Raw genomic sequence first — 13041 nt, forward strand, 5'->3', positions numbered from 1 at the left:
GGGGGACTCTTGGTTCCAGGGCATGATCAGATACCTCCTGACCATGCGTATTAACCTGTAAACCATGTCCCCGGTTAGAAATGTAAACGATGTCCCCGGTTTGTACCGGGACGAGCCCCCTCGCCACAGGGGGGGCGTTGCAGCAGTTAGGAATTTACTGTGGCGAGCGGGCTTGTCGGAACGCCGCATCGCCCGCGCTGGGTGGCGAAGCCGCCCCAATAGCCTCACCACGTTCTGCCAGCCACCGACACGAACCCGTGTCAGAAAGTGCCTAACGCCTGATACCCCCGACGCGCAAACTGGTCCAGGCGGTCAGCCTCCGAGTCATGCAGGATGGTGACGCCCAAGTCGGAAAACCCGTCGATCTTGCCATTACGTTCCGCGCTGCCCTTGAGCTTGTCTTCGTCCAGGTTATCAATGAAGCGCAGCACTTTTTCCAGGTTGTAGATCGCATCGGCGCGGGCCTCGGGGTCTGTGTTGGACTGTGTCCAATCCCCCAGATGGCGCTTGAGGTCCACATCGACCTGAAAGCGATCATTGCCTTCCAGGAAGTCCTTGAGCACCGGGCTCTGTTCGATAATCCTTTCTGCCGAACGATGGTCACCTGTCGGGCGCCCGGCTGGCCCGTTCAACTGGCGAACTTCGCGCCGTTCGGCCACCCGCATGTAGTTGGGTGGGAGCGGAAGATGGAAGAAGGGCGGGAGTACACCTCGCATCAAACGTTTCCTGAGCAATGGAGAAAATGGACCTCCCCTACGTGGCACGTTTCAGTGTTTGGTTCCCTTTCAAGCGCAGCCCCTTAAAACGAACGCACAATGCGCCCCAACGTTTCCATGGCCTTTTCCGCCGCCTCATCCCAGGGGCTGCCGTAGTTCAAGCGAATGCAGTTGCGAAAACGCTGGGTCGGCGAAAAAATCGGCCCCGGCGCGATGCTGATACCTTGGGCCAAGGCCATCTGGAACAGTTTCAACGAGTCGGTCTGTTCTGGCAGTTCCAGCCACAGGAAATAGCCGCCGGCCGGTTGGCTGACCCGGGTTTGCGCCGGAAAGTAGCGGCCGATGGCGGCGAGCATGGCACTTTGCTGCTCTTCCAGGGCATAGCGCAATTTACGCAGGTGCCGGTCGTAGCCGCCGTGTTGCAGGTAATCGGCAATCGCCGCCTGGGCGGGCATCGAGGCACAAAGCGAGGTCATCAGCTTCAGGCGTTCGATCTTTTGCGCATAGCGGCCGGCTGCCACCCAGCCTACGCGATAGCCAGGGGCCAGGCTCTTGGCGAAGGAACCGCAGTGCATCACCAGGCCTTCGGTGTCGAAGGCCTTGGCGGGCTTGGGCGCCTGCTGGCCGTAATACAACTCGGCGTACACGTCGTCCTCGATCAGCGGCACCTGATGCCCGCGCAACAACTCAACCAACGCCTGCTTCTTGGCCTCGGGCATGGTTGCCCCCATGGGGTTCTGGAAACTGGTCATGCACCAGCAGGCCTTGATCGGGTAGCGCTCCAGGGTCTGGGCCAGCACTTGGAGGTCAATGCCATCGCGCGGGTGCACGGGGATTTCCACGGCCTTGAGTTTCAAGCGCTCGAGCACTTGCAGGCAGGCATAAAACGCCGGGGCCTCGATGGCCACCAGGTCTCCCGGCTCGGTCACCGCCTGCAGGCACAGGTTCAGCGCTTCGAGGGCGCCGTTGGTGATCAGCAACTCCTCCATGGGCAGCATCAAGCCGCCGACCATGTAGCGCAGGGCAATTTGCCGGCGTAGTTGCGGGTTGCCCGGCGACATGTCGGTGACCACCATGCGCGGGTCCATCTCGCGGCTGGCACTGGCCAGGGAGCGGGCCAGGCGTTGCAGGGGGAACAGCATCGGGCTGGGGAAGGCCGAGCCAAACGGTACGGTCTGCGGGTCCTTGATCGAATCGAGTACCGAAAACACCAGCTCGCTGACGTCCACCTCAGTGGACTCGTGCACATGGGCGCTGACCGCAGGCTCGGAGAACGGGCTGGGGGCATGGGTATTGACGAAATACCCGGAGCGCGGGCGCGCACGGATCAGGCCACGGCGCTCCAGCAGGTAATAGGCCTGGAACACCGTGGATGGGCTGACGCCATACGTTTGGCTGGCATAGCGCACCGACGGCACACGCTGGCCGGGGCCGAGGACGCCGGAGCGGATCAGTTCAGCGATGTCGTCGGCAAATTTCTCGTAGCGTTTCATCGTGATCCTAGGTCTACACAGGTCAAAGTGTGGGAGCGGGCTTGCCCGCGATTACGGTGTGTCAGTAGCAGATATTTCGACTGACGCACCGCTATCGCGGGCAAGCCCGCTCCTACAAGGGAGGTTGCGTGGGTCAGCGGTTCAGCGGCGCCACAAAACGGCTGTCGGCGACACTATAAACACTTGGCTCATCCTTATCCGTCACCTTGAAGCGGATGGTTTGCGAGCTACTGGTCGGTTTGTCACGGGTCAACGCCACAGAAACCGGCAAGTCGGTGATTTCCCCCGGCGCCAGGCTGACCTCGGTCTTGCCCTGCAGCTCGAAGCCCTCGCCATCCAGCAGCTCCACGCGGTAATCCTGACGCTGTTGGGTCTTGTTGATGATCTTCAGGCTGTAGATGTTCTCGATCAGCCCCTGGCTGTTTTCCCGGAACATCCCACGGTCCTTGGTCACGTCCAGCGAGACCATTGGCCGCTGCACCAGCGCCATCACCAACGCAGCGATCATCACCAGCAGCACCGCACTGTAGCCGATCAATCGCGGTCGCAGCAGGTGGGTCTTGCCGCCCTGCATCTGATGCTCGGAGGTGTAGCTCACCAAGCCCCGCGCATAGCCCATCTTGTCCATGATCGAATCACAGGCGTCGATGCAGGCTGCGCAGCCGATGCATTCCATCTGCAGGCCGTCGCGGATATCGATGCCGGTGGGGCATACCTGTACGCACAAATGGCAGTCGATGCAGTCGCCCAGGCCGACGTCGGCCGGGTTCACATCACGCTTGCGCGGGCCACGGCTTTCGCCACGGGCGGCGTCGTAGGAAATGGTCAGGGTGTCCTTGTCGAACATCACGCTCTGGAACCGTGCATACGGGCACATATGCATGCACACCGCTTCACGCAGCCAGCCGGCATTGATGTAGGTGGCGCCGGTAAAGAACAGCACCCAGAACAGGCTGACGCCGCCCATCTGCCAGGTCAGCAGTTCTTCGGCCAACGGCCGGATCGGGGTGAAGTAGCCGACAAAGGTCAAACCGGTCAGCACGCTGATCGCCAGCCACAGCGTGTGCTTGGCCGCACGGCGCGCCAGCTTGTTCACGCCCCAGGGCGCAGCCTGTAGCTTGATCCGCTGGTTACGCTCGCCTTCGGTGACTTTCTCGCACCACATGAACAACCAGGTAAACGAGCTTTGCGGGCAGGTATAGCCACACCAGATGCGGCCGGCAAAGACGGTGATCGCAAACAGCCCGAAGGCACAGATGATCAACAACGCCGACAACAGGATGAAGTCCTGGGGCCAGAAGGTCGCGCCAAAGATATGAAACTTGCTTTCCGCCAGGTCCCACAACACTGCCTGGCGTGAGTCCCAGTTCAGCCACACGGTGCCAAAAAACGCCAGGAACAAAAAGCCTGCGCCACTGATGCGCAAGGTGCGGAACAGGCCGGTGAAACTGCGGGTGTGGATCAGGTTGTCGCTGGATTTGGCCTTCATCTTCTTTGGATGTGCAGGCTCGAAATTTTCTACTAATCGGACGGGGATTCTATCGCTCATGGTCTTTCGCTCATCAGCCTCCATCAGGCGGATGAACTATGGGCCGCGATCTGTTTGCATAACAGACTCAGGTAAATCGATAAAAAGCGGATCAGATGGGTTTTGGCGCCCGCCCTGCGACAATGTGCAGCACCCCGCAAGCCGTGGGGCCGGTGCCTGGATCAACCGTGCCCGCGGCATGCTGATCCAGATCAATCAAATCACCGAATCACCGTCAGTGGCCTTGAGGTGCTTACGCCCATCGATGGCGCCGGCCACGGTCAAGGCGTCGGCTTGCGCCTCGGTGATGTAAATCCGCTGGCCGTCGATCTCCACCGCCGACATGGCTTTATCGCTGTCGGTAATCACCGTTACCTCCAGCACGCTGCAACGCTGCTCTTCGCCGCTGTCGTCAATCTTGAAATAGCAGCTCTGGTTTTCGATACGTACGGGCATGGTGTTCTCCTGGTTGCACAGTCCTGTTGGTTAGGTGTCGCGCCCTTGCCAATGGTTCGGCGCAACTGACTGGCGGTCGTTGCTGTCCATCTTCTATCCCCCCCATGAAAAGGACAGGACCATGGACGCCTGGTGGCAAGAAGTCTGGCAAACCCTGCAAAGCGAATTCGCCGATATCGGCGATGCGCGGCAAATGACGCAAATCACCGTACGCCTGCTGATTGCAGCGATCCTCGGTGGCATCCTCGGCTTTGAACGTGAACAAAAGGGCAAGGCCGCAGGTGTGCGCACCCATATGCTGGTGGCGATGGGCGCAGCGTTGTTCGTGCTGGTCCCGCAGATAGGCGGTTCACAGGCCGATGCCATGAGCCGGGTGATACAGGGGGTGATCGCCGGGATCGGTTTTTTGGGCGCGGGCACCATCCTCAAGGGCAAGGAGGAGGAGGCCGGGCAGCACGTCAAGGGCCTGACCACTGCGGCCGGCCTGTGGATGACCGCCGCCATCGGGGTGGCGGCGGGGCTGGGCAAGGAGTCCACGGCGGTGCTGAGCACCGTGCTCGCCCTTGCCGTGTTCAGCGTGATGCCAAGGATTGTGAAGCTGTTGGACAAGCCTTAGCAGCGGCTCCTACACGATAACCGGCGGCATCGTCGTCGGCGGTTCTTCCTGTGCCGGTGGCACGCTTTCCGGAGGTTCCTGCTCGGGAATCGGCTCCGGTTCGGTCGGCGGCAGGGTGGGTTTGTCGATATTCGGGTCTGGGGTTTCAGCAGGAATGGGGATGTTCATCGCGGTGGCCTCGTTTGTGCTTTGCTCAACCGGTGGACAACCGTCATGGCCGTTTGATTCCCGCCCGGTGGCGGTACATCCACCTGAACTTTTCCAACGCGCCCGGGCTCGGACCTTATGTGGCCGGCTCAGGGAGAGCCCGCTTGCAGCACTGACAATCAAGCACAAGAGCGTCCATGGGGCGTAAGGGGAGATGCTCGATGACTGCTGAAAGACCCGCACTACCACTGTCCCAGGCACTGTTGCTGCCCAGGATCGCCATTGAAGACACCACACCTGTGATCGACGCCGGGGCCTTTGCGGTCAAGGCCGTGCAAGGCCAGCGCATCCAGGTGGCGAGCAATGTCTTTGCCGATGGCCATGACCAGTTGGCCGTCTTGATCCGTTGGCAGGCCTTGGGTGAAGACAGCTGGCACAGCGTGCCCATGAGTGACCAGGGCAACAATGCCTGGCAGGGCGCGTTCAGCGTGACCGAGCAAGGCCCCCACCAGTATTGCGTCGAAGCGTGGATCGATCATTTCGCCAGCTTCTGCTACGAATTGGGCAAGAAACACACGGCCGGGGTTCCTGTCAGCCTTGAGCTGCAGGAAGGTCGCAACCAGGTGCTGCAAGCTGCCGAACGCAGCGAAGGCGAGCTGCAGGAGCGCTTGCAGCAGTTGCACCAGCAATTGTCCGGGCTGCTGGAAACCGAGCAGGTCGCGCTGTTTCTGCACGAAGACAGTGCACAGTTGATGGCCCAGGCTGATTTGCGCCCCTACCTGAGTATCAGCCCGCTGTACCCCCTGGATGTGGAGCGCCCCCAGGCGCTGTTTGCCAGTTGGTACGAGCTGTTCCCGCGCTCGATCACCGACGATCCGGCGCGCCACGGCACCTTCAATGACGTGCATTCGCGCCTGGCGATGATCCACGACATGGGCTTTGACGTCCTGTATTTCCCACCAATTCACCCCATTGGCCGTAGCCATCGCAAGGGCAAGAACAACTCACTGAGCGCCGGCCCCGATGATCCCGGCAGCCCCTATGCGATCGGCAGCGAGGAGGGCGGCCACGATGCAATCCATTCGCAACTGGGCACCCGCGAGGATTTCCGGCGCCTGGTAGCCGCCGCCGCCGAGCATGGCCTGGAAATCGCCCTGGACTTTGCCATCCAGTGCTCCCAGGACCACCCGTGGCTCAAGCAACACCCCGGCTGGTTCAACTGGCGTCCGGACGGCACGATCAAATACGCGGAGAACCCGCCGAAAAAATACCAGGACATCGTTAACGTCGACTTCTATGCCGCCGATGCGATCCCCAGCCTGTGGCTGGAGCTGCGCGACATTGTGCTGGGCTGGGTCGAGGAGGGGGTCAAGACCTTCCGCGTCGACAACCCCCACACCAAGCCGCTGCCATTTTGGCAATGGCTGATCAGTGACGTACGGGCCCAATACCCGGAGGTGATCTTCCTCGCCGAAGCCTTCACCACCCCGGCGATGATGGCGCGCCTGGGCAAGGTCGGTTATTCCCAGAGCTACACCTATTTCACCTGGCGCAACACCAAGGCCGAACTCAGCGAGTACTTCACCCAACTGAACCAGTCGCCCTGGCGTGAATGCTACCGGCCGAACTTTTTCGTCAATACACCGGACATCAACCCAGGCTTCTTGCATGAGTCCGGCCGCCCGGGCTTTTTGATCCGCGCAGCATTGGCCACCATGGGCTCGGGCCTGTGGGGCATGTACTCGGGCTTTGAACTGTGTGAAAGCGCGCCAGTGCCGGGCAAGGAAGAGTACCTGGACTCGGAAAAGTACGAGATCCGCCCCCGGGACTTCAGCGCCCCCGGCAACATCATTGCCGAGATCGCCCAGCTCAACCGCATCCGCCGGCAGAACCCGGCGCTGCAGACACACCTGGGCCTGACGCTCTACAACGCCTTCAACGACAACATCCTGTACTTCGGCAAGCGCAGCGAAGATGGCGGCAACTTCATCCTGATCGCCGTCAGCCTCGACCCGTTCAACGCCCAGGAGGCCCATTTCGAGTTGCCGCTGTGGGAGATGGGCTTGCCGGACGACGCCCAGGTCCAGGGCGAAGACCTGATGAATGGCCATCGCTGGACCTGGTACGGCAAGACCCAATGGATGCGCATCGAGCCTCACATGCCGTTTGGCATCTGGCGCATCACCCATTCTTGATGCTGGCGGCGATCAAATGTGGGAGCGGGCTTGCTCGCGAAGGCGGTGTGTCAGTCAAGTATCAACTCACTGATCAACCGCCTTCGCGAGCAAGCCCGCTCCCACCTAGATCGAGCCCAGTGTCTAAGTTTTTTTGAATTTTCCAGGAGTTTCCAATGGCGAAGAAACCCAAGGCTGCCACCTTTATCAAAGACCCGCTCTGGTACAAGGACGCGGTGATTTACCAGGTTCACGTCAAATCCTATTTCGACTCCAACAACGACGGCATCGGTGACTTCCCCGGGCTGATCGCCAAACTCGACTACATCGCCGACCTGGGCGTGAATACCATCTGGCTGCTGCCGTTCTATCCTTCGCCACGGCGTGATGATGGCTATGACATCGCCGAATACCGTGGCGTACACAGCGACTACGGGACCATGGCCGACGCCAAGCGCTTTATCGCCGAGGCGCACAAGCGTGGCCTGCGGGTGATCACGGAACTGGTGATCAACCACACGTCCGACCAGCACCCCTGGTTCCAGCGGGCACGCAAGGCCAAGCCCGGTTCCAGTGCGCGGGACTTCTACGTGTGGTCCGATGATGACCAGAAATACGATGGAACCCGCATCATCTTCCTCGACACCGAAAAGTCCAACTGGACCTGGGACCCGGTGGCCGGCCAGTACTTCTGGCACCGTTTCTATTCCCACCAGCCGGACCTCAACTTCGATAACCCGCAAGTCATGAAAGCCGTGCTGTCGGTGATGCGCTACTGGCTGGACATGGGCATCGACGGCCTGCGCCTGGACGCGATTCCTTACCTGATCGAGCGCGACGGCACCAACAACGAAAACCTCCCCGAAACCCACGATGTGCTCAAGCAGATCCGCGCCGAGATCGACGCCAATTACCCCGACCGCATGCTGCTGGCCGAAGCCAACCAGTGGCCGGAAGATACCCAGCTGTACTTTGGCGACCAGAAAGGCGATGACGGCGATGAGTGCCACATGGCCTTCCATTTTCCGCTGATGCCGCGCATGTATATGGCCCTGGCCCAGGAAGATCGCTTCCCGATCACTGACATTCTGCGCCAGACCCCGGAAATCCCCGCCAACTGCCAATGGGCGATTTTCCTGCGCAACCATGATGAGCTGACCCTGGAAATGGTCACCGACAAGGAGCGCGATTACCTGTGGAACTACTACGCCGCCGACCGCCGCGCGCGTATCAACCTGGGCATTCGCCGGCGCCTGGCGCCACTGATGGAACGCGACCGCCGGCGCATCGAGCTGCTCAACAGCCTGCTGTTATCCATGCCCGGCACGCCGACCCTGTACTACGGGGATGAAATCGGCATGGGCGACAACATCTACCTGGGTGACCGCGACGGCGTGCGTACGCCGATGCAGTGGTCCATCGACCGCAATGGCGGGTTTTCCCGCGCCGATCCGGCCAGCCTGGTGCTGCCGCCGATCATGGACCCGCTCTACGGTTACCAGTCGGTCAACGTCGAAACCCAGGCCCAGGACCCACACTCACTGCTGAACTGGACCCGGCGCATGCTGGCGATCCGCAAGCAGTCCAAGGCATTTGGCCGTGGCAGCCTGAAAATGCTTTCGCCCAGCAATCGCCGGATCCTGGCCTACACCCGCGAATACACCGGCGCCGACGGCAAGCACGAAATCATCCTGTGCGTGGCCAACGTGTCGCGCACCGCCCAGGCGGCGGAGCTGGACCTGTCGGCCTTCGCCGGCATGGTTCCGGTGGAAATGCTCGGTGGCAATGCATTCCCGCCCATTGGCCAGCTGAATTTCCTTTTGACCCTGGCACCCTATGGCTTCTACTGGTTCGTGCTGGCCACCGAAAACCAAATGCCCAGTTGGCATGTGGAACCGGCCCAGAGCATGCCGGACTTCACCACCTTGGTCCTGAAAAAACGCCTCGAAGAGTTGCTCGAAGCGCCATCGCGCACCACCCTGGAGCAAACCTCGTTACCCACCTGGCTGCCCAAGCGGCGCTGGTTTGCCAATAAGGACGCGGCCATCGACAGTGTGCACATTGCCTATGGCGTACGGTTTGGCGATGCGCAGCACCCGGTGCTGCTCAGCGAGATAGAAGTGACCAGCGGCGGGCAGACCAGCCGTTACCAATTGCCCTTCGGCCTGTTGGGCGAAGACCAGTTCACCAGCGCCTTGCCGCAACAACTGGCCCTGGCGCGGGTGCGCCGGGTGCGCCAGGTGGGCTTGATCACCGATGCCTTCAGCCTCGACAGCTATATCCGCGCGGTCATCGAGGGCCTGCGTGCGCAGACCGTGCTCAGCAGCAGTGACGGCGAGATCCGTTTCGAGCCGACCGCGCAATTGGCCAACCTGCCGGTGGGGGACGAGTTGCAAGTGCGCTACCTGGCGGCAGAACAATCCAACAGTTCCGTGGTGGTGGGCGAAAGCCTGGTGCTGAAGTTGATTCGCAAAGTCAGCGCCGGGGTCCACCCGGAACTGGAAATGGGCGCCTACCTGACCGCCGCCGGCTACGCGCATATCTCGCCCTTGCTGGGTTCGGTGATCCGTCGCGATGCCGAGGGCCAGGACAATCTGTTGATGATCGCCCAGGGCTATCTCAGCAACCAGGGCGATGCCTGGAGCTGGACCCAGAACAACCTGGAGCGGGCGATCCGCGACGAACTGGCCCAAGCCATTTCCGAACAGGAACAACACTACAACGCCCTCGGTGAACTGGCCGATTTCGCCGGGCTGCTTGGGCAGCGGCTCGGGGAGATGCACAACGTCCTGGCCGCGCCTACGAGCAATCCGGACTTCCAGCCTGAAGTCACCTCGGCCAAGGACTGCCAGGTTTGGGCCAAGCAAGTGGGGGCCCAGGTCGAGCGCGCCCTGCAGTTGCTCAAACAGCATCAAGGCGAATTGAACCCTGACGATCAGGCGCTGGTCACTCAACTGCTGGCGCAGAAAAAGCCCATCGCCAGCCACGTGCAGGAGTTGGCAAAAGCCACCCTGGGCGGTTTGCGCATCCGTGTGCATGGGGATTTGCACTTGGGCCAGGTGCTGGTGGTCAAGGGCGATGCCTACCTGATCGACTTCGAAGGCGAACCCGCACGGCCACTGCACGAGCGCCGGGGCAAACACAGCCCGTACAAGGACGTCAGCGGCGTGTTGCGTTCGTTCGACTATGCCGCCGCCATGGCCCTGAATGTGCAAGCACAAGGCCTGGATCACTCGGCTGATGCTGATGCGGCACGCCAGCGGGTCGCCGATCGTTACCGCAGTGAAGCGCGACAGGCATTTATCCAGGCGTATCAACAGGCTACGTCTACACTGGCGCATGACTGGCAGGATGCCAAAGGGGCGCAGGCGGCACTGGCGTTGTTCAGCCTGGAGAAGGCTGCGTACGAAGTGGCCTACGAAGCGCAGAACCGCCCGACCTGGCTGGCGGTGCCATTGCGTGGGTTGCATGGCTTGTTGGCCGGCCACATTTAGGGGGGTTGCTGTGTCTGACCTTATTCAAAACCACAAGCAGTGGGAGAAATCATGAGTTTTACACACAAAGAACCGCTGCATTCGACGTTCAAGATCATGCCTGCCCCCAAGGATATCGAAGCCCTGGTGCGAGCCGAGCACCCGGATCCGTTCGCGATCCTCGGGCCCCATGAGGACGAGGCAGGCGGTCAGGTCATCCGCGCGTTTTTGCCCGAAGCCTTGAGCGTCGAGGTCCTGGCCCGTGGCAGTCACGAGGTACTCGGCAGCCTCGACGCCACGCCGGTCCCAGGCTTATTCATTGGGGATTTCGCCACACGCCAGGGCTACCTGCTGAAGATCCAGTGGGCGGGCGGCGAGCAGATCACCGAAGACCCCTATAGCTTCGGGCAGTTGCTCGGGGAAATGGACCTGTACCTGTTTGCCGAAGGCAATCACCGCGACCTGAGCAGCTGCCTCGGCGCCCAGGTGATGAGTGTTGACGGCATCCAAGGCGTGCGCTTTGCGGTGTGGGCGCCGAATGCGCGGCGAGTCTCGGTGGTGGGTGATTTCAATATCTGGGACGGGCGCCGCCACCCGATGCGCCTGCGCCATCCGGCTGGGGTCTGGGAGATCTTTATCCCTCGCCTGCAACCGGGGGCGGCCTATAAATACGAAATCCTCGGCGCCACCGGGATCCTGCCGCTCAAGGCCGATCCCATGGCCCTGGCTACGCAACTGCCGCCCGACACCGCGTCGAAAGTCGCCGCGCCGTTGCAGGTGGCGTGGGCAGATGAGGCGTGGATGCAAGCCCGGGGCGAACGCCAGGCGGCCAGCGCGCCGCTGTCGATCTACGAACTGCACGTCGGCTCCTGGCAATGCGAACTCGACGAGTTGGGCGAAGTGGCGCGCCAATACGGTTGGCGCGAGCTGGGTGAGCGGCTGATTCCCTATGTGCAGCAACTGGGTTTTACCCATATCGAGTTGATGCCGATCATGGAGCACCCTTTCGGCGGCTCCTGGGGCTATCAGCCGCTGTCGCAATTTGCGCCCAGCGCGCGTTTCGGTTCGCCCGATGACTTTGGCGCGTTCGTCAACGCCTGCCATCAGGCGGATATCGGCATTATTCTCGACTGGGTGCCCGCGCATTTCCCCACCGATACCCACGGCCTGGCGCAGTTCGACGGCACCGCGCTGTACGAATACGGCAACCCGCTCGAAGGCTTCCACCAGGACTGGGACACCCTGATCTACAACCTGGGGCGCACCGAGGTCCACGGCTTCATGCTGGCCTCGGCGTTGCACTGGCTCAAGCACTTCCATATCGATGGGCTGCGGGTGGATGCGGTGGCGTCGATGCTGTATCGCGATTATTCGCGCAAGGCCGGCGAGTGGGTGCCCAATCGCCACGGCGGGCGCGAGAACCTGGAAGCCATCGACTTCCTGCGCCATCTGAACGACGTGGTGGCGCTGGAAGCCCCCGGCGCTCTGGTGATCGCCGAGGAGTCCACGGCCTGGCCGGGCGTCAGCCAGCCGACCCAGCAGGGCGGCCTGGGCTTCAACTACAAGTGGAACATGGGCTGGATGCACGATTCGCTGCATTACATCCAGCAAGACCCGGTGTACCGCGCCCACCATCACAACGAACTGAGTTTCGGCCTGGTGTATGCCTGGTCCGAGCGCTTTGTGCTGCCGATTTCCCATGACGAAGTCGTGCATGGCAAACACTCGCTGATCGACAAAATGCCCGGCGATCGCTGGCAGAAATTCGCCAACCTGCGCGCCTACCTGAGCTTTATGTGGATGCATCCGGGCAAAAAACTGCTGTTCATGGGCTGTGAGTTCGGCCAATGGCGTGAATGGAATCACGACCAGCAACTGGACTGGTACCTGCTGCAATACCCGGAACACCGCGGCGTGCAGAAACTGGTGGGCGACCTCAATCGTCTGTACCGCGAAGAGCCGGCGCTGCATGAGCAGGACGATGCGCCGCAGGGCTTCCAGTGGTTGATTGGTGACGATGCCATCAACAGCGTGTATGCGTGGCTGCGCTGGGGTAAAAGCGGCAAGCCGGTGCTGGTCGTTGCCAACTTCACCCCGGTGCCCCGAGAGGCGTACAAGGTCGGCGTGCCCTTGGCCGGCCGCTGGAAAGAGCTGATCAACAGCGATGCCGACACCTATTCCGGCTCCAACTACGGTAATGGCGGCGAAGCCTTTACCCAGGACGAGCCGCTCCATGGGCAGGCCGTATCACTGTCGTTGAATTTGCCGCCCTTGGCCGTGCTGATTCTGCGCCAGGAGTAATAACCGTAGGAGCCGGCCTGCCGGCGATGGACGATAACGCTGATGTTGGGTACCAGACACCCCGCAGCGTTTATCGGCCGTCATCGCCGCCAAGCCGACGCCTGAAAACAGCCCGCGCCGTTGCCCTGACGAGCGCC

General features: G+C 61.5%; 9 protein-coding genes. 4 read left to right on the forward strand and 5 right to left on the reverse strand.

Annotated features, from left to right (window positions below; all coding sequences use genetic code 11):
- Positions 1–260: 260 nt before the first annotated feature.
- The 4 genes from FIV38_RS18240 to FIV38_RS18255 all read right to left on the reverse strand — a co-directional run bounded on the left by FIV38_RS18240 (position 261) and on the right by FIV38_RS18255 (position 4193).
- Complete coding sequence (locus FIV38_RS18240; RefSeq protein WP_235861047.1) at positions 261–716, reverse strand: hypothetical protein; 456 nt, start codon at positions 714–716, stop codon at positions 261–263.
- Positions 717–799: 83 nt separating this feature from the next.
- Entirely contained in the window at positions 800–2209 is a 1410-nt protein-coding gene (gene mapR, locus FIV38_RS18245) for a GntR family transcriptional regulator MpaR (protein ID WP_029291598.1), read from the reverse strand.
- A 133-nt stretch (positions 2210–2342) separates the two neighbouring features.
- Complete coding sequence (ccoG, locus tag FIV38_RS18250; RefSeq protein WP_029291600.1) at positions 2343–3758, reverse strand: cytochrome c oxidase accessory protein CcoG; 1416 nt, start codon at positions 3756–3758, stop codon at positions 2343–2345.
- A 195-nt stretch (positions 3759–3953) separates the two neighbouring features.
- Positions 3954–4193, reverse strand: a complete 240-nt coding sequence (locus tag FIV38_RS18255; RefSeq protein ID WP_070994825.1) for a DUF3203 family protein — start codon at positions 4191–4193, stop codon at positions 3954–3956.
- Positions 4194–4314: 121 nt separating this feature from the next.
- On the opposite strand from FIV38_RS18255, the gene FIV38_RS18260 reads away from it, so the two are divergent.
- Complete coding sequence (locus tag FIV38_RS18260) at positions 4315–4809, forward strand: MgtC/SapB family protein (protein WP_070994826.1); 495 nt, start codon at positions 4315–4317, stop codon at positions 4807–4809.
- Between the two features lie 9 nt (positions 4810–4818).
- Here the strand turns inward: FIV38_RS18260 and FIV38_RS29985 are convergent, their stop codons facing one another.
- On the reverse strand, positions 4819–4977 hold the full coding sequence (locus tag FIV38_RS29985; RefSeq protein WP_167362635.1) for a hypothetical protein: 159 nt from the start codon (positions 4975–4977) through the stop codon (positions 4819–4821).
- Positions 4978–5177: 200 nt separating this feature from the next.
- Here FIV38_RS29985 and FIV38_RS18265 point away from each other — a divergent pair, with 200 nt between their 5' ends.
- From FIV38_RS18265 to glgB, 3 genes are all read left to right on the forward strand, one after another.
- Entirely contained in the window at positions 5178–7151 is a 1974-nt protein-coding gene (locus tag FIV38_RS18265) for an alpha-1,4-glucan--maltose-1-phosphate maltosyltransferase (protein ID WP_092236799.1), read from the forward strand.
- A gap of 155 nt (positions 7152–7306) precedes the next feature.
- A complete protein-coding gene (gene treS / locus FIV38_RS18270) occupies positions 7307–10624 on the forward strand; it encodes a maltose alpha-D-glucosyltransferase (RefSeq protein WP_092236793.1) in 3318 nt (1105 codons plus the stop codon).
- Between the two features lie 51 nt (positions 10625–10675).
- Positions 10676–12904 (forward strand): 1,4-alpha-glucan branching protein GlgB, encoded by a 2229-nt coding sequence (gene glgB, locus FIV38_RS18275; RefSeq protein ID WP_092236790.1) that lies wholly within the window; start codon positions 10676–10678, stop codon positions 12902–12904.
- The last annotated feature ends 137 nt before the right edge of the window (positions 12905–13041 follow it).

Origin of the sequence: Pseudomonas proteolytica, assembly GCF_007858275.1 — a bacterium.
Classification (GTDB): Bacteria; Pseudomonadota; Gammaproteobacteria; order Pseudomonadales; family Pseudomonadaceae; genus Aquipseudomonas; species Aquipseudomonas proteolytica.